The following is a 23,210-nucleotide window of genomic DNA, read 5'->3' as shown; positions in this document are numbered from 1 at the left end:
GTGCGCGAGGTTCGGATCCAGGGAGGGCGGGTGGAGGTCGACCTCGAGGCGCGGCGGGGCACCCTGGAGGAGATCGAGGGGCAGAAGGGCTTTAACCCGCTTTTCCTTTCGGCGTCTCGGGAAGCGGGCTTCGGCCTCTGGCTGCTGGCGGTCGAAGGCCCCGCCCCAGGCCCCCCGACCCTGCGGGTTATCCATCCTTCGGGGCCCGGTCCGTGCGGGGCTAGCGGGGACGAGCCGCCAGGCTGGGAGGCGGCCGGCACCTGTCGGTTTGAGCTCCCGCCGGACGTCGCGCCGGCCTATCTGCTCCTCCGACAATTCCGAATGGGCGGAAGCCTCCTGGTTCCGATCCCGATCGGAGGCGTGGGCGGCGAGGCCCTGATCCCCCTCGCGCCCCTCCCGCCGGCCCTGGCCGGACGCGTGCGCGATTTCCCCCTCCCGCCGGGCCGCCCGCTCCCGCTCGACGGCCTGGAGGTCACCCTCCTGGACGCCCGCGTCGTCCGGGAGGCGCTGCCCGTCGTCGACGAGAGCACGGGAAGCATCATCGCCCAGGGCCCATGGGCAGAAGGTTGGGTGTGGGTGGTGGTCCGCCTGCAGGCCCGCTGCATGCGCCCCTCCGGCTGCGAGGCGGGGGTGTCCCTGGAGAGCCCGGATGCAAGCACCGTTCCGATGCTGGTCGGCCCGGCTCCCGGCCCGGCCGATCCCCGGGCGCTGCCTGAGGGGACGTTCTGGGACCCAGAGGGGCCGGTGCTGTATCGTGAACATAGGGGCCCGGCGCTCCAGCTTGCCGGCGGCGAGGAAGCCATCCGGGCGCTGGCCTTCTCCGTGCAGGAGCCCGCCGCTCGCTGGCGGATCATGCCGGTGAGCGCTGTCGTCGGGGAAACCGTGGCGGTCGGGTTCCTGGAGGTCGCGGCCGAGGCGCCCTGAGGGATCATCGGCGGAGGGGCGGGTGTCTCCGGCGGAAGTCGCCCCGCCGTGAGCGGCTTTCGGGCTCTCCTGTAAGTTTGGAGGGGAAGCGCCAGGGGCCGAGGCGGCAGACTTGACAAACCCAGCGGGGTGTATGTAATCTTGGGTAAAAACCTGGGCCAGGGGCGGCGTGTCGCTTCAGGTTCCCTCGCCATTGGCCAACCTTTCAAAAAGCGGGGGCTCGTTGAACCCTCGTCGTTCAGGTGGGTGATCCCCGCCGGAACGTCAAGCCCGATCTGCCTTTGAAGCGCTCCTCCTCGCGGCGATAAAAACGCTAAAGAACAGGTCGGATGAATCCGATGGCCAGCGCGCGGGCGCTCGACAGCGGTTGCTTCTATTTCGCCCATTACGCCGGACCGGGCGGGTTTGGCCGGTCGCCCCGCGCGGGTCCTCGGGCCTAAGCCTTCCCCAAAATCCTCGAATCCAGAACCCAGCGTGGGGCCGACAGGCCCCACGTTTTTTATTTTGGATCGAACGAGATCCTCTATGCCGGCGGGAAGCTCGCGCCCCGGGCCGCGATCCGGCAAAATCTTCGAAAGGAGAGAGCGATGATCATCGTGATGAAGCATGGGGCGACGCCCCAGCAGATCGCGAACGTGGTCGCCCAGATTGAGGGGATGGGATTCCGGGCCCACCTCTCCCAGGGGGTGGAGCGCACCATCATCGGCATCATCGGCGATGAGCGGCCGCTGAACCCTGACCAAATCCTCTTCTGGGAGGGGGTGGAACGGGTGGTCCCCATCCTGCGGCCCTTCAAGCTGGCCAGCCGGGACTTCCAGCCCGAGGACACCACGGTGAACGTCAACGGGGTGGTCATCGGCGGGACGAAGGTTGTGGTCATCGCCGGGCCGTGCGCGGTGGAGGGCCGGGAGCAGCTCCTGGAGGCGGCCCACGCGGTGAAGGCGGCGGGGGCCTCCATGCTGCGCGGGGGCGCCTTCAAGCCCCGCACCTCGCCCTACAGCTTCCAGGGGCTTGGCGTCGAGGGGCTGCGGCTGCTGGCCGAGGCCCGCGAGCAGACCGGCCTCCCCGTCGTTACGGAGGTGATGGCCCCTGAACACGTCCCGATCGTTGCCGAATACGCGGACGTCCTGCAGATCGGCGCCCGGAACATGCAGAACTTCGCCCTCCTGGAGGCCGTCGGCAAGGCCCGCAAGCCCGTCCTCCTCAAGCGGGGCCTGATGTCCACGGTGGAGGAGCTCCTGCTGGCTGCCGAATACATCCTGCTTCAGGGGAACCACCAGGTCATCCTCTGCGAGCGGGGCATCCGGACCTTCGAGCCCTACACCCGCAACACCCTGGACATCAACGCCATCCCGCTGTTGAAGCAGCTCACCCACCTGCCGGTGATCGTCGACCCCAGCCACGGGACCGGGCGGTGGAACCTGGTGCCGGCTGTCTCCCGCGCGGCAGTGGCGGCGGGGGCGGACGGCCTGATCATTGAGGTCCATCCCCGCCCGGAGGCCGCCCTCTCCGACGGCGCCCAATCCCTGAAGCCTGATCGCTTCGCCGCCCTGATGGAGGAGCTGCGTCGGGTCGCCGAAGCTGTGGGGCGGACGCTGTAAGGGAATCGCCAGTTAATGTTATTTAATGGATCTTCAACCTCACCGGCGGCACCAAGGCGATGGTCCTGGCCGCATATCAGGTCGCAGCCCGACTCGGCGCGCCGTTCGTGTATCTCCAGAGCGAAGGGAGACGGGAGCAGCTCCACCGATATCGGTTTACGCAAGGCGGGCAGATTGCGGCGGATCCGCCTATCCAGATCCCAGCGATGATCACGCTGGACGACTACCTGCGAGCCTACATAGGGCCTTATCAGGTGGAAGATGAGGCGAAGCGAAGGAAGGATTCTCTGGGTCTTGCCTTCGAGCGGGCGATCGCCGAGGCCTTGGCGGGAGTAGTGGACGAGGTGGAAAGGGGGGTGCGGATCGGCGGCGCGCTGGAGCTGGACCTGGTGGTCCGGCGGGGCAACCGCGTGGGCGTGATCGAAGCCAAAACGGGCCGGAAGGCCGGGACGAAGGAGGTCCTGGATCAGCTGAACGCCGCCTGCGGGCGGGAGCGCCTCGGCATCTACACGGCGAAGATCCTGGTGATCAATCAACGGTGGGATGAGACGCGGGAGAACCTCCGGGAGCTGGCGGAGGCCTGGGGGATCTGGGTGGTGGAACTTCCCTCGTTCCAGGAGAATTCGCCCTCTCTCTCCAGAGGCGATCAGGAACGACCGCAGGAGAAGGTTCGAAAGGCTCTCCGAGGATCTTAGCGGATCCCGCGAAGGAGACGCCAGCTCCTCGCTGGATCGTAAAGTTGTGGAAAGGAGGGGGCGATGCGGATTGTGGGAGGGTTGCTGACGGGGCTGCTCGGCCTGGCCGCGCTGATCGTCACCGGCGGCCTGACGGGCACTGGCCTGAGCGGGTATGAGGGCTGGTGGATCTTCCCGCCGATAGGCCTTCCCTTGGTCGGGCTGTTCTTCGCCACGACGTGGGCCCTTGGGGCGGGCCGCCGGGTGCGCCCGGTGATCGGGAGCTGGCTCGCCCTCGCCGCGCTGACCTGGTCCGCTCTGTTTGGGGTTCTGTTCTATGTTATGCTCCAGGAGGTCACGCGCTCCCTCAGCCCGTTCGCAACGATCGGGTTTGTGGCGCTGATGCCCCTCTGGCCGCCGGTTGTGCTGGCCGTGCTGCTATCGTGGCCCCTCCTGTGGCGACAGGGCATCATCTGGGCTCCGCTTGCCCTTCTGGGGGTGGCCCTGATCTGGATCGCCTCGTGGGTTCACCTGCTGAGCCGCGTCTGGAGTTTGTTGCAGCGGATCCATGGAGCGCTCGGCCTCCTCCCGGAGCGCCCGCTTCGCCTGCTCGAGCCTCTACAGCCTGATCCGGTGGCTCGGTGGTGGTCGCTGATCATGAGCCCGGAGGGGTGGCTGATCCATGCCTTTTTCCTGGTGCCGGCGGCACTGGCGCTGATCGCTGGGCTGACGCTGATGGCCGCGCGGCCGCGCCGCGGATAGGCCTCTGAGGAAGGGCCAGCCTGACCTTGACGGTGCCGGCGGACCGGCCTGGATCATCTCGGGGGTGGGATCAGGAAACCCCGGAGCCCCATTCCGTCATTGAAGGGAACCCCTGGGAGCTGGAGGTGAGGGAGAGGATGATCCCGGTTTCGGAACTGATCTCGCTGCGCGGGCGCCGGGCCCTCGTCACTGGGGCAGCCTCCGGCATCGGCGAGGCGATCGCGCGGCGCCTGGCCGAGGCCGGCGCCGCGCTGTTGCTGGTCGACATCCAGGAGGAAGCGCTCCATCGACTGGCCGACCGCCTCCGCGCCGCGGGCGGGGAGGCCCATCCGGTTCGCCTGGACTTGGGCGACGAGGAGGCGGTCCGCGCCCTCTGGAAACGCCTTCCCGACGCCCAGGTCCCGGACATCCTAGTGAACAACGCCGGGATCTATCCCTTTCGCGATTTCTCGGAGGTCGATCCCGGGTTCCTGGAGCATGTGCTGCGGGTGAACCTGAAGGCGGCGCTCTGGATGTGCCAGGGGATGATCGCCCGCCGCGGCCGCCGGGGTGGGGCCATCGTGAACGTGGGGACCATCGAGGCGATCCTGCCCTTCCAGGCGGATCTGATCCCCTACACGGTGAGCAAGGCGGGGCTGCTGGCCCTGACCCGGGGGCTGGCCCGGGATTACGGCAAGGCGGGCTTCCGGGTGAACGCCGTCCTCCCGGGCGGGATCCGAACGCCCGGCACGCGCCGGCTGATCCGCCGGGCGCTGCGCTCGCTGCACCCGCGGTGGTGGCTGGCGGGCTACGATTTCGGGCGGCGGCTGCCCCTGGGGCGCTGGGGCGATCCGGACGAAGTGGCCCGGGTGGTGCTCTTTCTGGTCTCGGATCTGGCCAGCTACGTCACCGGCGCCCTGATCCCCGCTGATGGGGGCTTTCTTTCGGCGTAGAGGGCCGGCCTTCAGCCTTCCGGGGCCACCTCGCCGCTCTCGGCCCAGAACCGCCGCAGGTCCTCGAGGGCCCGGCGCGCGTAAGCCAGGGCCCGGGCCCGCTTGTCCCGGGGCGGCCGCTCCAGCGGCGGCAGCAGGCCGAAATTCGCCTTCATCGGCTGGAAGTCCCGCGGGTCAGCGTGGGCCAGGTAGTCGCACAGGGCCCCGATCATCGTGGTGCGGGGGAAGACCAGCGGCGGCTGGCCCCGCAGCAGGCGGGCGGCGTTGACCCCCGCCACCAGCCCGGTGGCGATGTTCCCCACGTAACCCTCCGCCCCGGTGATCTGCCCGGCGAAGAAGAGATCGGGCCGCCTTCGGAACTGCATCGTGGGCTCCAGCAAGGCGGGCGCGTTGATGTAGGTGTTGCGGTGCATCTGGCCGTAGCGCAGGAACTCCGCGTTCTGCAGGCCGGGGATCATCCGGAACACCCGCCGCTGCTCCGGCCACTTCAGGTTGGTCTGGAACCCCACCAGGCTATACATCGTCCCCGCCCGGTTGTCCCGCCGCAGCTGCACGACGGCATAGGGCGGGCGGCCGGTGCGCGGGTCGATCAGGCCGGTGGGCCGCAGCGGGCCGTAGGCCAGGGCCTCGCGCCCCCGCTTCGCCAGCACCTCGATGGGCAGACATGCCTCGAAGAACCGCGGGTCCTCGCGCTCGAAATCCCGCAGCTCGATGGTCTCCGCGCCGATCAGGGCGTCGACGAAGGCCTCGTATTCCTCCTGGGTCATCGGACAGTTCAGGTAGTCCCCATCAGGCTCCTGGCCCCGGCCGTAGCGGGAGCCCTTGAAGCAGATCGACATGTCGATGGAATCGGCGGCCACGATGGGGGAGATGGCGTCGTAGAAGTAGAGGTGTTCCTGGCCGGTGAGCCGCTGGATGGCCGCCGCGAGGGCATCGGAGGTGAGAGGCCCGGTGGCGATGAGGCACGGGCGGTCCGGGATCTCCGTCACCTCCTCCCGGATCACGGTGATCCGCGGGTGGCTCTCGATGTGCTCCGTCACGCAGCGGGCGAAGAGCTCCCGGTCCACGGCCAGGGCCTTCCCCGCGGGCACCGCTGTGCGGTCGGCGCAGGCCATCAGCAGCGAGCCCAGGGAGCGGAGCTCCGCCTTCAGGAGCCCCGAGGCGTTCTCCAGCTCGTCGGAGCCCAGGGAGTTGGAGCAGATGATCTCGGCCAGCCATGCGGTGGTGTGGGCGGGGGTGAACTTCCCGGGCCGCATCTCGTAGAGCCGAACCTGGATGCCCCGCTGCGCCGCTTGCCATGCGGCCTCCGACCCGGCCAGCCCACCCCCGATGACGATCAGCTCGGACATCACCGGCCATCCCTCCGCCTTCGCAGGATCTCGCCCAGCGGAACCCTCCGCGCAGCGCCGCTCCCGGCGGGGGCTCCGCCGGTCGCTTCCCCCTCTGTAGGATTTTATCCGGAGATGCGGCAAAGGCGGCAGGGGGCCATACCCGTCATGGGCAATGCCCGCGCCAGAAGCTGTGGCAGTCCCGAGGGTCCATGAAGGGGCCGTTGTCGCGAAGGGCGATGATGATCTCGTTCCCCCAGGCCCGGCCGATGGGCTGCCCGCCATACACCGCGGGCAGGCGCTCGCGCCCTTGGGCGTGCAGCGTCCGGTAGAGGGCCCGCAGCGAGGGCTCCACGCAGATCCCTACGATGTGGATGGTGTAGCCGGGGAACAAGTCATCCTCCCGGGCGTAGCGCAGGGTGATCTCCCACTCCGAGGCGTAGAGGACCAGCGCGTCGCACCCGCCGGGGCCGCAGTCCCAGCCGGGGACGTAGCCGCTATCCGGCACCTGGACGATGGTTTCGGGCGCGGTCTGGAGGCCGAGGGCCGAGACCGGCGGCCACCCGTTGGGATGGTCCCATGGCGCCGGGCAGATCGGCTGGTGGCGGACCCAGTCCCAGCCGCAGGCCTGGTATGTGTTGACGATGGGCGGCACCGGTTGGTCCGCTAATAGGGTGGTGAATTGAGGGGCCCGGGGATCCGCATGGGAGGGGTCGTAAGGGATCAGCTGCCGGGCTCGGTTCACCGGGTAGTATCCCAGTAACGAGAGCCGGTAATCGGGATTGTTGTCCGGCGGGGGCTTGTTGGGATCGTATCGATCCGTCGAGAGCACATCCAAGTGGATGTAGCTGACCCCAGGGATGGGGTCGCAGGCCCGGGGGGCTCTAAAGACGAGGGGAAGATACACACGGTGTGTGCTGGCAGGCGAGACCGGGTCGGGCGGGGGAGGGGGCGCTTCCGCGATGGCCGATCTCCCCGGATGCCATCCGGCGGTCGCCAGCAGCAAGCCGACGAAAAACAGGGAGCCCCATCGGATCCGGTGTGCCATGTCGTCGCCTCCGTGAGGTTCAGGATGTGAGTGCTTCGTCCAGTGATCGACTGGGGATTTGCTGTCTCCCGATGGCGCGACTTCTGCTTTACAATACCGTGGGGACAGCACGGATGTCAATCTCGAAACAGGGGGAACCGATGACCGGCAAGCCGTTTGACGTCAAAGACCTCTCGCTGGCCCAACAGGGGCTGGACCGGATCGAGTGGGCGGAGCGGGAGATGCCAGTGCTGCGCCGCATCCGGGAGCGTTTCGAGCGCGAGCGCCCGCTGGCAGGGATCCGGATCTCCGCCTGTCTGCACGTGACCACGGAGACGGCGAACCTGGCGCGGACGTTGCAGGCCGGTGGGGCGGAAGTGGCCCTGTGCGCCAGCAATCCCCTGAGCACCCAGGACGATGTGGCCGCCGCCCTGGTGCGCTTTTTCGAGATCCCGGTCTTCGCCATCAAGGGAGAGGATACGGCCACTTATTATCGCCATATCCAGGCATGTTTGGCTCATCAGCCCCATATCACGATGGACGACGGGGCGGATCTGGTGAGCACCCTCCACAAGGAGCGCCCGGCCTGGATGGCGGAGATCCTCGGGGGGACGGAGGAGACCACCACCGGCGTGATCCGTCTGCGGGCAATGGCCCGGGAGGGGGTGCTGGCCTATCCCATCATCGCTGTCAACGATGCCCTGACCAAGCACCTGTTTGACAACCGATACGGCACCGGCCAGTCCACTATCGATGGGATCCTGCGGGCGACGAACATCCTGCTGGCCGGTCGGGTGGTGGTGGTGGCCGGCTACGGCTGGTGCGGCCGGGGGATCGCCATGCGGGCCCGGGGGATGGGGGCTCAGGTCATCGTCACGGAGGTGGATCCCCTGCGGGCCCTGGAGGCGGCGATGGACGGCTTCCGGGTGCTGCCGATGGCCGAGGCCGCCCGGGAGGGGGATCTCTTCATCACCGCCACCGGGAACATCCATATCCTCGACCGTCCCCACTTCGAGGCGATGAAGGACGGGGCCATCCTGGCCAACGCCGGGCATTTCAACGTCGAGATCCACCTCCCCGCCCTCCGGGAGATGAGCGTCGGGGAGCCGCGGCGGGTCCGGGAGTTCGTGGAGGAATACACGCTCAAGGACGGGCGCCGGCTCTACGTCCTGGCGGAGGGGCGGCTGGTGAACCTGGCGGCGGCGGAGGGCCATCCCAGCGCTGTGATGGATATGTCCTTCGCCAACCAGGCGCTGGCGGTGGAGTATCTGGTCCGCAACGGCCGCTCCCTGGAGCGCCAGGTGTACTCGGTCCCCCCGGAGATCGACCGGGCGGTGGCCCGCCTGAAGCTGGAAACCATGGGGATCCGGATCGACGCCCTCACCCCGGAGCAGGAGCGCTATCTGGCTTCATGGGAAGAGGGCACATGAGGCCTCGGCTCATGTCCAAAATTCGTGCAGGCCGGAGAGCAAACCGCCCGATGGTTGGAAGGGGCCAGATCCTCCTCCCTCCTACCCTCTCCCCACACCGCGAAGCGGCGTGGGGAGAGGGATTCAAAAACCCTTGGGGTGGTGGGACGGGGGGCTTCGCCCCTCACCCCACCACCCCAAACCCTTGTCCGCCATCGGACCCAGCCAGCGGCACGTGTTCCGAACATGAGCCGAGGCCTCGCGAAGGCGGGAGGTGAGGCCAGGCGAAGCATGGGGGGTGGAAGCAGCAGGGGGGCTTCATTGCCTGTCCCAACGCTCCACGAGGTTTTTCGGGTGCTGGGGGCGAAGGCTCCCCGCACTGCCCCCAGAACCCCCTAGGGCACGTCAGTGCCCGTAAGAGCCCCTGACGCGTAGGCGGGAAGCGGGCCCTTGTGAGTTCAATGGCGAGCGGGGGTGTTTGTAGGAGGGCACGTCAGTGCCCGTGCGGTTGAGAAGCAAAGCACTCGTCTAAAGATTAAGAACGGGCACTAACGTGCCCTACTACGAACGAGCAATGCCTTGTTTGTAGTAGGGCACGTCAGTGCCCGTGAGGCGTTCACAAAAAGAACGCGAACCGGAATGCGAGGCGGGGGGCCTTCGACCCTCCACTCCGCACCTTAGAATCTTTTCCCCCCTTCCCACAGCCTTTTGGGTTGCGGGAAGGGGATCAAAGACTTCTTGGGGGCGGAGCCGGGCGCCCAAGGTGCTTAGCTCCGCCCCCAGTGCTTCGATGGGGAAGCGAACGGCGCGACTCCTGTCATGAAAACCGATATACCCATCCGGTAAACCAGGCGACGAGCTCTTCGCCGCGCCGCACCTCCACTCGATAGAGGGCGGTGCGGCTTCCCCGATGGATCTCCTCGGCGATGGCCTCCAGGGAATCGCCTGCCTGAACTGGTCGCAGGTATTCCATGTGGGTGGAAAGGGCCACCGCGCGGACGCCGTGAGAGTTCGAGGCTAAGGCGAAGGCGGCGTCCGCCAGCGTATACACGAATCCCCCGTGGGCGGTCCCGTGGAGGTTCAGGTGCTCCGGGCGGACGATCCCCCGCGTCCGGGCCCGCCCGGGGCTTAGGATCTCGCCCTCCATCCCCAGCGTCGTCATGAACGGATCCTGCATCGGCCGCCTCTCTGGATCTTCCCTCCCGGTCCTCCGATCCGCGGATTCACTCCTTCGGCCGCAGATCCATCACCCGGCGCAGCTTCCCACCCTCGCTGCGCGGCAGCGTGTTCGGAGGAGCCAGGGTGACCTTTACGTGGATCCCCAGGGCCTCATCGAGGGTCTGGTTCACCCGATCCCGCAGGCCCTGCACCGTCTCGAGGCTCTCGAAGATCTCCCCGGCCAGCAGCTCCCCGCCGACCTGCCGGAAGAAGTCCTCCGTCACCTCCACCTTCACCTCCAGCTGGTCCAGACGGCCCTCCCGGGTGACGACCAGCTGATAGTGCGGGGCCAGGTTCGGCAGGCCCACCAGAGCGGCTTCCACCTGGGATGGGAACACATTGATGCCGCGGATGATCAGCATGTCGTCCGTCCGCCCCAACACCCGCGACATCCGGACGAAGGTCCGACCGCAGACGCAGGGCTCGGGATCGATGGAGGCCAGGTCCCCGGTCCGATACCGGATCACCGGCATGGCTTCCTTCGTGAGCGTCGTGAAGACCAGCTCGCCCACGGTTCCGGGCGGGACCGGTTCGCCGGTGGCCGGGTTCACGACTTCCACCAGAAAGTGGTCCTCGAAGATGTGGGAGCCGTTCTTGGCTTCGATGCACTCATTGGAAACGCCGGGGCCGATGACCTCGCTGAGGCCGTAGATGTTGACGGCGTGGACCCCGAGCTTCTCCTCGATCTCCCGGCGCATCCCCTCGGTCCACGGCTCAGCGCCCAGGATGAAGACCCGCAGGTTGAGGTCGCCGGGCCGGTAGCCGTTGGCCAGGAGGGCATCGGCGATCACCAACGCATAGGAGGGCGTGCACGCCATCACGTGGGTGCCGAAGTCCTTCAGGAGCATCAACTGGCGGCTGGTGTTGCCGCCGGAGACCGGCACCACCACCATCCCCAGCTTCTCCGCCCCATAGTGCATCCCCAGGCCGCCGGTGAAGAGCCCGTAGCCGTAGGCGTTCTGGAAGACCTCCCCGGGCCGCGCCCCGGAGAGCACCAGGCAGCGCGCGCAGACCTCCGCCCACACCTCCAGGTCGTTCCGGGTGTAGCCGACCACCGTCGGCTTCCCGGTGGTCCCGGAGGAGGCGTGGATCCGGATCACCTGGTTCAGGGGGACGGCGAACATGCCGAAGGGGTAGGTCTCCCGCAGGTCAGCCTTGGAGGAGAAAGGCAGCTTCGTGATGTCCTGCAAGTGGCGGATATCCGAGGGCTTCACGCCGGCCTCATCCATCTTCCGCCGGTAGTGCGGGACCCGATGGTAGACGTAGTCCACGATGCGCTGGAGCCGCTCCAGTTGCAGCCGCTCCAGCCGGTCCCGCGGCATGGTCTCCATCTCCTCGTTCCAATACATCGGCTTCGCCTGCACCGCCATAGGCCCCTCCAGAAGAGAGAAGTTTACGGGATCCCGATTTCCTCCCAGAAGCTTCGAACCGCTTTAAAAAACTCTTCCGGTCGCTCCCGGAGGACGTCATGGCCGGCTCCCGGGAAGACGACCAGGCGGGCACGGGGGAGCCAGCGGGCCATTTCCACTGTCTGCTCCACAGGGGTGATCGGATCGTTCTCCCCGATCAGCAACAGGGTGGGGACGGCGATGGCCTGCAGGTCTTCCGGGGTGAAGTCCGGGCGATGATGATCTTCTTCCCGCCATCCCCGCAACAGCGCCTCGACCCGCTCCTCGGAACCGTGCCAGCGCACCATCGCCGCCCACCAGGCCGGCTCCTCCCGGCGGATCCGCTCCGGGTCCCAGAAGGCATCCCCTCGCGTCCGAAGGTTCCGCACCGTGTAATGGCTGCCGATGAGCACCATCGAGCGGACCCGCCGGGGGTGACGGGTGGCCAGATAGAGGGCGGTGGAGGCGCCGCCGCTGAAGGCCATCACGTGGGCGTCCGGAACCCCGATCCGATCCATCAGCGTCGCCAGATCGTCGGCCATCTCCCGGAGGTCCAGCCGGCCCTCCGGGTTGGTGCTCCCGCCGTGCCCACGCAGGTCGGGGCCAATCACGTGGAACCGTGTGGCCAGGGGGCCCAGCGCCCGTCCCCAGGTAGCCCGGAAGGTGCTACAGGCGTTGTGAAGGAGAAGGAGCGGCGGCCGCTCCGGATCGCCGGCTTGCGTCACCGCCAGGACGAGCCCATCGCGCAACGGGATCTTTCGCGTGTCCCCTGGTCCCCTCATCGCTGTCTTCCCCTCAGGTCACAAACACCGGCCGGTCGATCAGCAGGGGCTCCCGCACCGGCATCGGCTCGCGGGTGAGGATATGCTCGACCGGCGAGGCTTCCTCGAACCAGGAGCGAGGAGGGATGTGACCCCAAAACGTCGCCCGGCGTGGATCGTTGATGGACCACCGGATGGGCTCCCAGTCAGGGTCGGGGATCATGTAGTCGTTGGTATAGAGCTCGATACGGTTGCCATCGGGGTCCCGCAGGTAGAGGAAGAACGCGTTGCTCAGGCCGTGGCGGCCGGGTCCGCGCTCGATGGCCTCCCCCATCCCCAGGGCGGCCAAGATGTCACAGGCCCGCAGGACGCTCTGGGTATCTGCCACCCAGAAGCCGAGGTGATGGAGCCGCGGGCCGATGCCGTTCATCAGGGCGATGTCGTGGACGTTCTGCTTACGATGCAGCCACGCCGCCCACAGCCGGGGCGGGTCCTCATCGGTCACCGTATATTCCGAACAATAGAAGCCCAGCCGACCGGTCCACCAGTCGTAGGCCTCCTGGACATTGGGGACCTGGCAGTTGAAGTGGTCCAGGCGCATGATGTGGGCGCCCCGATAGAGGTCGAAGCGCTGGAGCAACCGCTCCCGCTGCGCGATCTCGTGGAAGAACTCGATGGGCAGGCCCGCGGGATCCTGGACCCGCAGCGCCCGTCCTTGGCCGGCCTCTTCCTCGTCGGGGGCCAGCCAGCGGATCGGGCATCCGGCGGCCTCATAGAGGGCGGCCAGGCGGTCGAGGTCCCCCGGGTCCGCCACCCGGAAGGCCAGGTGGGTGACGCCGGGGCTTTCCGCCTTCCGCAGGATCAGGCTGTAGCGATCCCGTTCCTCCAGGCCCCCCAAGTAGAGGCGATCCCCCTCCCGGGCGACCTCCACGAACCCCAGGGCCTCCACATAGAAGGCCCGGGCGCGCTCCAGATCCGTCACGCGGAACTCCGCATGGGCGGCTCGGGTGATGGAGAAGTTCCCCATGGCTCCCCCCGATCCAAGGCTCGCGATTTCGTTCGTAGTCGGGCCCGTCCGTGCCCGTTCTTTTTTGGGAACGCATGGACGGGCACTTACGTGCCCTACTACAAACGAGCGTAGTTGGGCACGTTAGTGCCCATTTTTGGGGAACCCATAGACGGGCACTGGCGTGCCCTGCTACAAACGAGGGTTTTTCGTTACGAGATCGTTTCGGTGGCTTCCGCGAAGGCTTCCTCCCGCATCTGCTTCAGGAACTCCCGGACCTTCTCCATATAAGGCGTGCGGTCGTGCTTCTGGAAGATAACCCCCGCGATGCGCACCGGATCGCCAAAGTAGAACCGCTCATATTGGACCTGGCGCCCGGCGAAGGCCGAGAGGGCGGCGTCCCACGCCAGCCGGAAGAGGGGGATGCGATCGTAGGCCTCGGCGCGGGCGGCCTGGAAGTAGCGGCGGATGTCCTCCACCAGCTCCGGATTCTTCATGTCCTCCTCCGTGACGGTGGCGATGATGCCGCTGGCGGAGAGCTGCTGGATGATCTCCACGATGCGAGGATACCAGCGCATGTAGAGGTTACGGGCCGCGTCCAGCGGCGGCCATGCGGGGCGGAAGGCGCCGAAAGCGTCCACGTGGGCGTCGGCCTCCGCCGCCCGCAGCAGCGCCTTCATGGTCTCCAGATAGATCCAGATCTCCGCCACTTTCTCCTGCACGTGCTGGAAGCCCTCGATGCCGATGGCGTCGACGATCAGGGAGGCCAGGCCCAGGAAGAACTCGGTCTTGGCGATGTTCTTCACCACCACCTGATGGGCCATTCCCACGATGGCGCCGGTCGCTGCATAGGCCTGGTTGGCCCGTTCCACATCTCGATAGATGAACACCCGCTCCCATGGCACGAAGACATCGTGGAAGATCACCACGGCGTCGATCTCATCGAAGCGGGATCCCAGGGGATGGTCGAAGGGAGAGCGGCCGTAGTCCAGGGTTTCGCGGCACAGGAAGCGCAGGCCGGGCGCGTCGCAGGGGATGCCGATGGCGTAGCAATATGGGGCGTCCTCCTCCGTGTTCCGCAGCAGCGTCGAAGGGAAGACCATCAGCTCATCCACTGCTGGCAGCGTCGCCAGCATGCGCGCCCCGCGGATCACAATGCCGCCGTCGGTTTCCTTCACCACCCGAGCCGCCAGATAGGGATCCGCCTGCTTCGAGGGGCCGACCGCCCGGTTGGCCTGGGGATTGATCAGGGTGTGGGTGAGACAGAGATCGTGCTCGCGCAGATATTCATAGTAACGCCGCATGTGCTCCGCGAAGGCCGGCTCCTTCTCCCCCAGGAAATCCGCCCCCGAGGCGTAATACGAGATGGCCCGGTTGAGATAATCCGGCGTCCGCCCCATGAACCCGAAATGCACATCGGCCCAGGTCTTCATCATCCGGCTCACCCGCTGCACGTCCTCGGGCGATCGCGGGATCAGGAAGGAGAGGCCCACCTTCTCGCCGCTCGTGGGCGACTCATACAGGCAGTCCTCCGCCCGCTCCCACTGTAGGTCGTAGAGCCGGGCCATCGAACGCAGCCCGCGGGCGAAGGCAGGATGGGTCGTGGGGTCCCCCACCCGCTCGCCGCGATGCCAGAGGTCCCGGGGATGTTCACGGATTCGCTGTAGGAATTGCGCGCCGGTTCGCGCACCCATAGCTGCCTCCCGGTCCGATTTCGTTCAGGGGATGCACCCTATGGTTGGCCCCACCCATGGTTTTTGTAGGGGCAACCCCCTGTGGTTGCCCTATTCGGGCAACCCCCGTGGTTGCCCCCCAATCAGGGCAGGCACGGGGCCTGCCCCTACCCAGCGGATCGTTCTCCGATCCCCATCCGGGGGATACGGGGTGGGACCATCGCCACGTGCACGGTCATCACCTCGGTGTAGAACTCAAAGCTGTAAAATCCGCCCTCCCGGCCGATGCCGCTGTATTTGGCCCCTCCGAAGGGGGTCCGCAGGTCCCGGATGTTCGGGGCGTTGATCCACACCATCCCCACTTCCATCGCGTGGGCCACCCGGTGGGCGCGGACGAGGTCGTTCGTCCAGATGTAGGCGGCGAGGCCGTAGGAGACCCCGTTGGCGATGCGGATGGCCTCCTCCTCGGTTTCGAAGGGGAGGACGACCAGGACTGGGCCGAAGATCTCCTCCTGGGCCACCCGCATCTCCGGCCGCGCCTCCACGATCACCGTAGGGGCGAAGTAGTTCCCTTCCGGCAGATGAGAAGGGCGATCCCCGCCAACGGCGATGACCGCCCCCTCCGCCCGGGCGACGTCCATATACCCCCGCACCCGCTGCCAGTGCTCCGGGTGGATCAGCGGACCGATCTCCGTCTGCGGGTCGAAGGGATCGCCGATCCGGATCGCGGAAACCCGCTGTAGCAGGCGGTCTAAGAACTCGTCGTAGATCGCCCGATGGAGCAACAGCCGGGAGTTGGCCGTGCAGCGCTCGCCGTTCAGGGAGAAGGCCTGCCAGATCACCCCGTCCAGCGCCTGATCCAGGTCCGCGTCGGGGAAGATGATGGCCGCGTTCTTGCCCCCCAGCTCCATCGAGTAGCGCTTCAGGGTCGAAGCCCCGTTGCGCATGATCTCCATCCCGGTGGTCGTCTCGCCGGTGAAGGAGATCAGCTGGACCCCCGGGTGGGCGACTAAGGGAGCGCCTGCCCGCTCCCCAAAGCCATGGACGACGTTGAAGACCCCCGGGGGCAGGTCCGCCTCCAGGATGATCTCCGCCAGCTTGTTGGCTGAGAGCGGGGACCATTCGGCGGGCTTCAGGACGCAGGTGTTGCCCGCGGCCAAGCAGGGGGCCACCTTCCAGGTTTCCAGCATGAACGGCGTGTTCCACGGCGTGATCAGCCCGGCCACCCCCACCGGCTTGCGGATCGTGTAGTTGAGGAACTCGCCGTCCTTGGGATAGCTCTCCCCGATGATCCGGGTGGCCATTTCGGCGAAGAAGTAGAAGTTCTCCGCTGCCCGCGGGATCGCCCCCTTCCCGGCCTGGGCGATGGGCATTCCCACATCGAGGACCTCCAGATAGGCGATCTCCTCCGCGTGCTGGAGGATGAGATCGCCGATCCGCCGCAGGTAGCGGGCCCGTTCCGCTGCCGGCATCCGGGGCCATGGCCCTTCATCGAAGGCCCGCCGGGCCGCCCGCACCGCTCGGTCCACGTCCGCAGCGGTCCCATCCGCCACGATGCCGATCGGGCGGTTGGTGGCGGGATTCAGCGTCTCGAACGTGCCCTCTTCCACGGCGTCCACAAACGCGTTGTTGATGAAGTGCCGGACGACGTAGAGGCCGTTTCGCTGCTCCATCCGTGGGCTCCTCGCTTTCTGAATCGGCAAGCTTCCCAGGGCATGCCGGATAGTAGGGATCTCCGGCTTGGTCCCGGAGTCCCTGATCATTCCGACACCACTGGGTTCTCTAAGATCCCGATCCCCTCGATCTCCAATCGCATCACATCCCCCGGCCGCACCGGCGCGATCCCCCGGGGGGTCCCGGTCCACAGAGTGTCGCCCGGCTCCAGGGTCATAAACGCAGTGACGAAGGCGATCAGGTCCGGGATGCGGTGGATCATCCGCGAGGTGTGCCCCTCCTGGACCAGGCGGTCGTTCACGTAAAGGCGCAGCGCCAGGTTATGGGGGTCCGGGATCTCGTCGGGCGTCACCCGCCACGGCCCCATGGGGCCGAAGGTGTCCTGCCCCTTGGCGCGGACCGGCGGGCGGTAGAAGTTGCCGACGAAGTCCCGGGCCGTTACGTCGTTGCCGATGGTGTAACCGGCGATCACGTCCCAGGCGGCCTCCGGGCGGACGTTGCGGCAGCGCCGCCCGATGATCACCACTAACTCGACCTCCCCGTGGAGGAACGTCACCCCCTTCGGATAGCGCACTGGCGCCCGGTGGCCGACCCAGGTGTTGGGCGGCTTGAAAAAGAGGGCTGGCTCCTCCGGGGGCGCCACTTGAAGTTCCTCGGCGTGCTCCGCGTAGTTCAGGGCCAGCCCGATGGCCTTGCCCCCTGGGGGCACCGGCGGCAGCCACACCACCTGCGCCGGGTCGAAGCCCCGGCCGTCCGCCACCAGCCAGCCTTCTTCCGTGACCTGTCCCTCCCAGATCCGTCCTTCCGCCGCAAACCGGGCGATCCGCATTCCTCCCCTCACACGCGCTGGATCTGCGCCTCGCTCAATCGGGCCTTGGCCTGTTCCTTTTGATAGCCCAGCCACTTCAGGAGATCGTTGATCCCCTTAGTCCCTCCGCTGATGAAGAGGGCGGTGAGGATCCAATCGATCCAGCCCACCTCGATCCCAAAGGGTTTCAACGTCCGGATAGGTGTGAAGGCAGCCAAGGCTAGCCCGTAGAGGATGGCGATCCCCGCGTATACCCGTCGTTTGCGCGCCCCGAGCAGAGGATCCAGATAGGGATCCAGCAACTCAAGCAGCTGCTGCAGCGCGAACCCGGCCACAAACACCGGCCCCAGAGCGATCGCCAGGGCGTCCATTCGGGCCTCCTTGGAGAGGATCACCTAAAGCATTTGGCCCTACTGCTTTGTCCGGTTATGAACTGAGGATTTGAAGAACCGAAGCCCGTCCGGAAGGCAATGGCCCCTCCCCCCTTTCTCTCCCCTTCCCACGGCCCAGAGGGCTGTGGGAAGGGGAGAGAAAAAAATCTTTCGTGGGCGGTGCGGGGGCTTTTGGCCCCCCCGCACCGCCCACGAAAACCCCCCAATGAAAAATGGACAAGGCGTTCTATTCAATCAGCCCGTATGCTTTCAATACCTGCCGCAGCCGTTCCACGTTCTCCGGCCGCATGGGGGCCAGCGGGAGGCGAACCTCCGGCGAGATCTTCCCCATCATCCCCAGCGCTGTCTTAGCGGGGACCGGGTTGGTCTCGATGAACAGGGCGTCGTTGAGGGGGAGTAGCTCGTAGTGAAGGTCCTGCGCCTCCCGCCAGCGATCGGCCGCCACCAGATCGTAAAGCCGGGCCACGCGGTCCGGCAGCACGTTTCCGGTGGCGCTCACATACCCGGCCCCGCCGATGGCCAGCACCGGGAAGCAAAGGAGTTCGATCCCGGAGTAAACCCGGAAGTCCCGCCCTATCCGGTGCAGCAGCCGGTTGATGTGCTCGAAATCCTTGTTGGCCTCCTTGATCCCGATGATGTTCGGGCACGCTTCCCGCAGCCGGGCAACCGTGTCGATCTCCAGATGGACGGCGGTGCGCCCCGGGATGTTGTAGAGGATCACCGGAAGATCCACCCGCTCGGCGATCCCCTTGAAATAGTGGAACAACCCTTCCTGAGATGGCCGCACATAATACGGAACCACGATCAGCAGCGCGTCCACCCCCGCCGCCTGGGCGGCCTGGGAGAGACGCACGGTTTCTTCGAAATTGTTCGTCCCGGTCCCCGCGATCACCGGGACCCGGCCCCGGGCCACCTCGACGGCCAGCCGGTAAAGGCCGGCCCGTTCCTCGAAGGTCAAGGCGCTGGGCTCCCCGGTGGTGCCGGTGATCACCAGGCCGTGGGATCCTGAGGCGATCTGCCATTCGATCAGGCCGGCGAACCCCTCCCAATCCACCGTTCCGTTCCGGAAGGGCGTCACCAGAGGCACCAGCGAGCCCCGCAGACGATCGGGTTCTTTCATGATGGGCCTCCTCCGTTTCCGGGGGCCAGACGTCGATAGGTGCCCTGGAAGTAGAGCAGGGGAACCCCCTCTCGCAGGATCCCCGCGTCCTCCACCAGGCCGAGATAAATCGTGTGATCGCCGCCCCAATACGCTCCTGCCACCGTGCAGTCCAGGTAAGCGAGGGCGTTCTCTAAGATCGGCGCCCCGGTCACCGCCGCCCGATAGGCAAGCCCTTCGAACCGGTCCTGCGCCGGGATGCGGCCCGCAAAGCGTTCGGACAGCGCCACCTGATCTTCCGTCAGGAAATTCACTGCGAAACAGCGCCCCTTTCGGAGCAGGGCTTCGCTGCGGCTATCGTTCTGGATGCAGACCAGAACCAGCGGCGGGTTCATGGACACGCTGGTGAAGGCGGTGGCGGTGAGGCCGTGGATCTGATCATCCGCTCGCATCGTCACCACCGTCACGGTGCTCGCCCACCGCCGCATCACCTGACGCAGCTGTTCGGCTGGAACGGGCATGAACCGCTACCTCCGTCGGCGAGGATGGATGAACGCGTAGGGCTGAAGAGCCTCCCAGGTAAGCCGCCTGGAGGACGGGATCGGCCAGGAGCTTGGCAGCGGTTCCCTCCCGCACTACCCGCCCGGTCTCCATCACGTAGGCGCGATCGGCAACCCGTAAGGCCTGGCGGGCGTTCTGTTCCACCAGCAGGAGGGTCAGGCCCTGCTCTCGGAGGACCCGGAGGATCCGGAAGAGCTCCTGGACCAGCAGCGGGGCAAGCCCCAAAGAGGGCTCGTCGAGGAGCAGCATCCTCGGCCGGGCCATCAGCCCACGCCCGATGGCCAGCATCTGTTGCTCGCCTCCGCTGAGCGTTCCGGCCATCTGCCGCCGCCGTTCCCTCAGGCGGGGGAAGATCTCAAAGACCCGTTGCAGGTCCTCCTCCACCGCCTTTCGCTCCCCGCGGCGGAGGCGCAGATAGGCCCCCAGGCGGAGGTTGTCCTCCACGCTCATCGAATCGAAGAGCTGGCGCCGCTCCGGGATCTGAACCAGGCCCAGGGCCACGATCCGTTCCGGAGGCCATCCGGTGATCTCGCGCCCATCGAATCGGATCCGTCCGGCCTTCGGGCTCAGCAACCCGCTGATGGCGCGCAGCAAAGTGGTCTTCCCGGCGCCGTTCGCTCCGATCACTGCGACCATCTCCCCCGGGTCCACATGCAGGGAAACCCCGTGGAGCGCCCGGACCGGGCCATAGGCGACTTCCAGGTTTTCAACCTCGAGCCGCATGTCCCACCTCGTCTTCCTCGCCCAGATAGGCGGCGATCACTCGGGGATCCTGACGGATGGCCTCCGGCGGCCCTTCCGCGATCAGTTGTCCGTAATCCAGGACCGCGATCTCATCCGCCAGCCCCATCACCAGGCTCATGTCGTGCTCCACCAGGAGCACGGTCATCCCCTCCGCGTTCAGGGAGCGGATCAGCTCCGCCAAGCGGGCCTTTTCCATCGGGTTCAGCCCCGCACCGGGTTCGTCCAGGAGCATCAGCTGGGGGCCGACGGCCAGGGCGCGGGCGATCTCCAGGATCCGCTGCAAGCCCAGCGGCAGGCTTTCCGCCGGGCGATCGGCCCATTCCGCCAGCCCCACCCGCTTCAGGATCGCCCAGGCTCGAGCCTGGGCTTCTTCCTCTTCGCGTTGCATCCGGGGGGTCCGAAGGATCGCCCCAAGGAGGCCGCTTCGGCTGTGGCGATGCCCGCCGACCAGCACGTGCTCCAGGACGGTCATCCCGCGGAACAACTGGACGTTCTGAAAGGTCCGGGCGATCCCCAGGGCGGCGATTTGGAAGGGTGAAAGCCCGACGATCGAACGCCCCTGGAAGCGGATGTCGCCGGAAGTCGGGCGCAGCATCCCGGTGATCAGGTTGAACAGGGTGGTCTTCCCCGCCCCGTTCGGGCCGATCAACCCTTTGATCTGCCCTGGCCATACCCGGAGCGAGACCCCCATCAACGCCATCAGGCCACCGAAGGCCTTCGAGACCCTGCGGATCTCCAGCAGAGGCCCTTCCGCGCGATCCTTTGTTCCATCTGGGCGAATCGACAGCGTTTTCGTCATTCCATCCCCTGTTCGAGGGAGTGTTCCCATTGGGACCGAGACTGTCCTGTTGGGTGGGGCGAGCCGCTTCGCCGCCTGCCCTCGCGACGGGATCCGATCCTCTGCGATCTGCTGAAACGGCTGGCTTCGGAATGGGTCATCCCCATCGGGGCCGCAGGCGAGGACGGCTCCGGAGCCAGCGGAGCCCTCCTGTCGTTAGGCCCTCTGGCAGGAACAGCATGATCAGCACCAGGATGAGGCCGAAGGCGATCGCCTCGAATTCCCCCTGGGCGTTTGGGATGATCCGGTGCAATTGGGTGCGCAGCGCCTCCTGGACCAGCAGGATGGCCAGCGCGCCAAAGGGCGCCCCCCAGATGCTCGCCATGCCGCCCACCGCGGACATCACCACCAGTTCCAGCGAGGGGCCGAACCCGAAAGTGGCCGGGATCACAGCGGTCTGGAAGTGGGCATAGAGGCTCCCGGCCAAGGCGGCCATCGCCGCGCTGAGGCCGAAGATCATGGCCTTGTAATGGGAAACCTCCACCCCGACGCTTTCCGCCGCCATCTCGCTGCCGTGGATCGCCCGCAGGGCTCGCCCCACGCGCGAGTGAACCACGCGCAGGCCCAGGGCGATCGCCCCGAAGGCGAAGAGCCAGACGAGAAAGAAATAGCGCCAGGCTGGCCACAACACGAGCTCGCCCATCCGCAGGCGGGGGATCCCCTGGATGCCGTCGAAGCCGCCGGTGAGGTTGAGATGCGATAGGCCCAGGTTCTCCCGGAGCAGGATGTAGATGACGATCCCCAGGCCCAGGGTGGCCATCGCCAGGTAGTGGCCCCGCAGCCGCAGGATCGGTCGTCCGATCCCGTATGCGGTCAGGCCGACCAGGAGGGCGCCCACGAACATCACCAGCCACGGCCACCACCAGGCCGCCGTCAGGGCAAGCGGGAGGCCCAGCAGGCGGGCTTGCACCGTCAGGATGGCCGAGAAGAAGGCCCCCATCCCATAGAACGCCGCCTGCCCCAGCGAGGCCTGGCCGGCGTAGCCCATCAGGAGGTTCAACCCCACCAGGATGATGGTGAACAGGCCGACCCGGATCATGGTGTCCAGGGTCAGTAGGCCCCCGGTGAGAGCCGGGAGGGAGAGCCCCAGCGGCCGGAAGGCCTCCAGCGCCCCAATGACGAGGATCAGCGGGATGCCAATAGCGAACCCAAAGAAATTCGGTGAGAATGCCGTGCGACGCATCTTCCGCCTCTTGTTGAACTGCAGCTGTCAGGTGCTGCGATTGGCTCATGGAGGGAAGGGGAGGCGCCCGGAGAGCGGTTGCCGTTCAGGCCCGCTCTGTCTCGGCCTCAGCCCCTGCAAAGCCCCGTGGGTGAAGCAGAAGAACCAGGATCAGGACCACGAAGGCGAAGAGGTCTTTGAAGCCCGCCAAGGTCACGCCGGCCCACAGGTTCTCTAGGGCGCCCAGCAGCAGGCCGCCCAGAACGGCTCCCGGGAAGCTCACCAGCCCACCCATGATGGCGGCCACGAAGCCTTTCAGCCCCAGCTCCAGGCCCATGTCGTAGGTCGCCCGGGTGACCGGGCCCAGGACGATCCCAGCGATCGCGCCGAGAGCGGCCGCCATCCCGAACGCCAGGGTGCTCATCGTATCGACCGGGATGCCCATCAACCGGGCCGCCAGGCGGTTGACGGCGCAGGCGCGCATGGCCTTGCCGAGGGTGGTGCGCCCGAAGAACAGCCCGAGGGCCAAAACGGTTGCGATCAGGGTTCCGGCGATCCACAGGCTCTGGGCCTTCATCCGCACCCCCCCGAATCGGAAGGTGGGATCGGCCAGGCTCATGGTCGTGAAAGAGGGCAGGACCTTCGCGTAGGGCCCCCAGAGCAGGAGGGCGGCTCCCTGGAGCGCCAGATACACGCCGACCGTGATGATGATCCGGGTCAGTGGGGAAGCGCGGCGCGCTGGATACAGGGTGAGGCGCTCTATCGTCATCCCCAGCATCCCCACGATCCCCACCGCCAACAGCGCGGCCAGGGCCAGTCGGAGGCCAGGGACAGGAGGCCATGGTTGCTCATAGAAGAACGCCGTGAGCATCGGGCCCAGCATCACAAAGGCGCCCTGGGCGAAGTTGATCACCCCGGTGACCCGATAAACCAGGACGAAACCCAGGGCAACCAGGGCGTAGATGCTCCCCCCGCGCAATCCGTCCAGGGCGAACTGGAGGTATTCCAGCGCCCCGAAACCGTGGCGTTGGCCCAGTAGGATCAGCATGAGCGTCAACCCCGCCACGGTGGTTGCGATCCCCCAGCGCCTTGCGAGTGCAATCCCCTCCCCCCGGGCCCATTCCCGGATCATGGCGGATATCCCCTTCCTCTCTCAGTCCTGCTGAGGCTTCGTGCTTTGTCCATTGCTCATTTGGGGGTTTTCGGGGGCGGTGCGGGAGGCCTTCGGC

The 23,210-nt window shown here is 66.9% G+C and carries 21 protein-coding genes and 1 pseudogene; 6 read left to right on the top strand and 16 right to left on the bottom strand.

The annotated features are described in order from the left end of the window. The 5 genes and pseudogenes from NZM16_RS13930 to NZM16_RS13910 form a co-directional block, all read left to right on the top strand. Window positions 1-924: pseudogene (locus NZM16_RS13930) on the top strand (hypothetical protein); the annotation flags it as partial. 587 nt (window positions 925-1,511) lie between these two features. Next, entirely contained in the window at window positions 1,512-2,525 is a 1,014-nt protein-coding gene (gene aroF / locus NZM16_RS13925) for a 3-deoxy-7-phosphoheptulonate synthase (RefSeq protein WP_295480964.1), read from the top strand. A 59-nt stretch (window positions 2,526-2,584) separates the two neighbouring features. Continuing rightward, window positions 2,585-3,220 carry a hypothetical protein gene (locus NZM16_RS13920; protein ID WP_295480962.1) on the top strand — a complete coding sequence of 212 codons (636 nt, stop codon included), beginning with the start codon at window positions 2,585-2,587 and terminating at the stop codon, window positions 3,218-3,220. Between the two features lie 63 nt (window positions 3,221-3,283). After that, on the top strand, window positions 3,284-3,961 hold the full coding sequence (locus NZM16_RS13915; RefSeq protein WP_295480960.1) for a hypothetical protein: 678 nt from the start codon (window positions 3,284-3,286) through the stop codon (window positions 3,959-3,961). Window positions 3,962-4,098: 137 nt separating this feature from the next. Then, window positions 4,099-4,893 carry an SDR family NAD(P)-dependent oxidoreductase gene (locus NZM16_RS13910; RefSeq protein WP_295480959.1) on the top strand — a complete coding sequence of 265 codons (795 nt, stop codon included), beginning with the start codon at window positions 4,099-4,101 and terminating at the stop codon, window positions 4,891-4,893. An 11-nt stretch (window positions 4,894-4,904) separates the two neighbouring features. Here the strand turns inward: NZM16_RS13910 and trmFO are convergent, their stop codons facing one another. Next, the gene (gene trmFO / locus NZM16_RS13905) at window positions 4,905-6,242 is read right to left on the bottom strand and encodes a methylenetetrahydrofolate--tRNA-(uracil(54)-C(5))-methyltransferase (FADH(2)-oxidizing) TrmFO (RefSeq protein WP_295480957.1); all 1,338 of its coding nucleotides are present in this window, start codon (window positions 6,240-6,242) and stop codon (window positions 4,905-4,907) included. A 145-nt stretch (window positions 6,243-6,387) separates the two neighbouring features. Then, complete coding sequence (locus NZM16_RS13900) at window positions 6,388-7,269, bottom strand: hypothetical protein (protein WP_295480955.1); 882 nt, start codon at window positions 7,267-7,269, stop codon at window positions 6,388-6,390. Window positions 7,270-7,409: 140 nt separating this feature from the next. Here NZM16_RS13900 and ahcY point away from each other — a divergent pair, with 140 nt between their 5' ends. Beyond that, on the top strand, window positions 7,410-8,678 hold the full coding sequence (ahcY, locus tag NZM16_RS13895; RefSeq protein WP_295480953.1) for an adenosylhomocysteinase: 1,269 nt from the start codon (window positions 7,410-7,412) through the stop codon (window positions 8,676-8,678). Between the two features lie 796 nt (window positions 8,679-9,474). On the opposite strand, the gene paaI is transcribed toward ahcY, so the two are convergent. The 14 genes from paaI to NZM16_RS13825 form a co-directional block, all read right to left on the bottom strand. Next, on the bottom strand, window positions 9,475-9,834 hold the full coding sequence (paaI, locus tag NZM16_RS13890) for a hydroxyphenylacetyl-CoA thioesterase PaaI (protein ID WP_295448226.1): 360 nt from the start codon (window positions 9,832-9,834) through the stop codon (window positions 9,475-9,477). 46 nt (window positions 9,835-9,880) lie between these two features. After that, window positions 9,881-11,245, bottom strand: a complete 1,365-nt coding sequence (locus NZM16_RS13885) for a phenylacetate--CoA ligase family protein (RefSeq protein WP_295448224.1) — start codon at window positions 11,243-11,245, stop codon at window positions 9,881-9,883. 23 nt (window positions 11,246-11,268) lie between these two features. Further along, window positions 11,269-12,045, bottom strand: coding sequence for an alpha/beta fold hydrolase (locus NZM16_RS13880; protein ID WP_295480951.1), 777 nt, complete (start codon window positions 12,043-12,045; stop codon window positions 11,269-11,271). A gap of 13 nt (window positions 12,046-12,058) precedes the next feature. Next, window positions 12,059-13,051, bottom strand: coding sequence for a 3,4-dihydroxyphenylacetate 2,3-dioxygenase (gene hpaD, locus NZM16_RS13875; protein ID WP_295480949.1), 993 nt, complete (start codon window positions 13,049-13,051; stop codon window positions 12,059-12,061). A 191-nt stretch (window positions 13,052-13,242) separates the two neighbouring features. Next, window positions 13,243-14,724, bottom strand: coding sequence for a 4-hydroxyphenylacetate 3-monooxygenase, oxygenase component (gene hpaB, locus NZM16_RS13870; protein WP_295448215.1), 1,482 nt, complete (start codon window positions 14,722-14,724; stop codon window positions 13,243-13,245). Window positions 14,725-14,870: 146 nt separating this feature from the next. Further along, window positions 14,871-16,376 carry a 5-carboxymethyl-2-hydroxymuconate semialdehyde dehydrogenase gene (hpaE, locus tag NZM16_RS13865; RefSeq protein ID WP_295448214.1) on the bottom strand — a complete coding sequence of 502 codons (1,506 nt, stop codon included), beginning with the start codon at window positions 16,374-16,376 and terminating at the stop codon, window positions 14,871-14,873. A gap of 86 nt (window positions 16,377-16,462) precedes the next feature. Then, window positions 16,463-17,206: a fumarylacetoacetate hydrolase family protein gene (locus NZM16_RS13860; RefSeq protein ID WP_295480947.1), complete on the bottom strand. Its 744-nt coding sequence runs from the start codon at window positions 17,204-17,206 to the stop codon at window positions 16,463-16,465. Between the two features lie 8 nt (window positions 17,207-17,214). Next, window positions 17,215-17,556: a hypothetical protein gene (locus NZM16_RS13855; protein WP_295448208.1), complete on the bottom strand. Its 342-nt coding sequence runs from the start codon at window positions 17,554-17,556 to the stop codon at window positions 17,215-17,217. 247 nt (window positions 17,557-17,803) lie between these two features. Next, window positions 17,804-18,697, bottom strand: a complete 894-nt coding sequence (dapA, locus tag NZM16_RS13850; RefSeq protein ID WP_295448205.1) for a 4-hydroxy-tetrahydrodipicolinate synthase — start codon at window positions 18,695-18,697, stop codon at window positions 17,804-17,806. Then, window positions 18,694-19,197 carry a flavin reductase family protein gene (locus NZM16_RS13845; RefSeq protein WP_295448202.1) on the bottom strand — a complete coding sequence of 168 codons (504 nt, stop codon included), beginning with the start codon at window positions 19,195-19,197 and terminating at the stop codon, window positions 18,694-18,696. The genes dapA and NZM16_RS13845 overlap by 4 nt, the downstream gene beginning before the upstream one ends. Further along, window positions 19,115-19,960, bottom strand: coding sequence for an ABC transporter ATP-binding protein (locus NZM16_RS13840; protein WP_295448199.1), 846 nt, complete (start codon window positions 19,958-19,960; stop codon window positions 19,115-19,117). Before NZM16_RS13840 ends, NZM16_RS13845 begins: the two co-directional genes overlap by 83 nt. After that, window positions 19,944-20,780: an ABC transporter ATP-binding protein gene (locus NZM16_RS13835; protein WP_295448197.1), complete on the bottom strand. Its 837-nt coding sequence runs from the start codon at window positions 20,778-20,780 to the stop codon at window positions 19,944-19,946. Before NZM16_RS13835 ends, NZM16_RS13840 begins: the two co-directional genes overlap by 17 nt. A 136-nt stretch (window positions 20,781-20,916) precedes the next feature. Further along, window positions 20,917-22,002, bottom strand: a complete 1,086-nt coding sequence (locus NZM16_RS13830; RefSeq protein ID WP_295448195.1) for a branched-chain amino acid ABC transporter permease — start codon at window positions 22,000-22,002, stop codon at window positions 20,917-20,919. An 85-nt stretch (window positions 22,003-22,087) separates the two neighbouring features. Next, window positions 22,088-23,113, bottom strand: coding sequence for a branched-chain amino acid ABC transporter permease (locus NZM16_RS13825; protein WP_295480945.1), 1,026 nt, complete (start codon window positions 23,111-23,113; stop codon window positions 22,088-22,090). Window positions 23,114-23,210 lie beyond the last annotated feature (97 nt).

It is taken from the genome of Thermoflexus sp. (genome assembly GCF_025055495.1).
Lineage (GTDB): Bacteria > Chloroflexota > Anaerolineae > Thermoflexales > Thermoflexaceae > Thermoflexus.
The sequence above is the reverse complement of the archived record's forward strand: the minus strand, read 5'-3'. Positions and strand labels throughout refer to the sequence as shown.

Bases quoted from the DNA above. Each gene is read 5' to 3' on its own strand.
- aroF (WP_295480964.1), top strand. From the start codon at position 1,512: ATGATCATCGTGATGAAGCATGGGGCGACGCCCCAGCAGATCGCGAAC.
- NZM16_RS13920 (WP_295480962.1), top strand. From the start codon at position 2,585: ATGGTCCTGGCCGCATATCAGGTCGCAGCCCGACTCGGCGCGCCGTTC.
- NZM16_RS13915 (WP_295480960.1), top strand. From the start codon at position 3,284: ATGCGGATTGTGGGAGGGTTGCTGACGGGGCTGCTCGGCCTGGCCGCG.
- NZM16_RS13910 (WP_295480959.1), top strand. From the start codon at position 4,099: ATGATCCCGGTTTCGGAACTGATCTCGCTGCGCGGGCGCCGGGCCCTC.
- trmFO (WP_295480957.1), bottom strand. From the start codon at position 6,242: ATGTCCGAGCTGATCGTCATCGGGGGTGGGCTGGCCGGGTCGGAGGCC.
- NZM16_RS13900 (WP_295480955.1), bottom strand. From the start codon at position 7,269: ATGGCACACCGGATCCGATGGGGCTCCCTGTTTTTCGTCGGCTTGCTG.
- ahcY (WP_295480953.1), top strand. From the start codon at position 7,410: ATGACCGGCAAGCCGTTTGACGTCAAAGACCTCTCGCTGGCCCAACAG.
- paaI (WP_295448226.1), bottom strand. From the start codon at position 9,834: ATGCAGGATCCGTTCATGACGACGCTGGGGATGGAGGGCGAGATCCTA.
- NZM16_RS13885 (WP_295448224.1), bottom strand. From the start codon at position 11,245: ATGGCGGTGCAGGCGAAGCCGATGTATTGGAACGAGGAGATGGAGACC.
- NZM16_RS13880 (WP_295480951.1), bottom strand. From the start codon at position 12,045: ATGAGGGGACCAGGGGACACGCGAAAGATCCCGTTGCGCGATGGGCTC.
- hpaD (WP_295480949.1), bottom strand. From the start codon at position 13,051: ATGGGGAACTTCTCCATCACCCGAGCCGCCCATGCGGAGTTCCGCGTG.
- hpaB (WP_295448215.1), bottom strand. From the start codon at position 14,724: ATGGGTGCGCGAACCGGCGCGCAATTCCTACAGCGAATCCGTGAACAT.
- hpaE (WP_295448214.1), bottom strand. From the start codon at position 16,376: ATGGAGCAGCGAAACGGCCTCTACGTCGTCCGGCACTTCATCAACAAC.
- NZM16_RS13860 (WP_295480947.1), bottom strand. From the start codon at position 17,206: ATGCGGATCGCCCGGTTTGCGGCGGAAGGACGGATCTGGGAGGGACAG.
- NZM16_RS13855 (WP_295448208.1), bottom strand. From the start codon at position 17,556: ATGGACGCCCTGGCGATCGCTCTGGGGCCGGTGTTTGTGGCCGGGTTC.
- dapA (WP_295448205.1), bottom strand. From the start codon at position 18,697: ATGAAAGAACCCGATCGTCTGCGGGGCTCGCTGGTGCCTCTGGTGACG.
- NZM16_RS13845 (WP_295448202.1), bottom strand. From the start codon at position 19,197: ATGCCCGTTCCAGCCGAACAGCTGCGTCAGGTGATGCGGCGGTGGGCG.
- NZM16_RS13840 (WP_295448199.1), bottom strand. From the start codon at position 19,960: ATGCGGCTCGAGGTTGAAAACCTGGAAGTCGCCTATGGCCCGGTCCGG.
- NZM16_RS13835 (WP_295448197.1), bottom strand. From the start codon at position 20,780: ATGACGAAAACGCTGTCGATTCGCCCAGATGGAACAAAGGATCGCGCG.
- NZM16_RS13830 (WP_295448195.1), bottom strand. From the start codon at position 22,002: ATGCGTCGCACGGCATTCTCACCGAATTTCTTTGGGTTCGCTATTGGC.
- NZM16_RS13825 (WP_295480945.1), bottom strand. From the start codon at position 23,113: ATGATCCGGGAATGGGCCCGGGGGGAGGGGATTGCACTCGCAAGGCGC.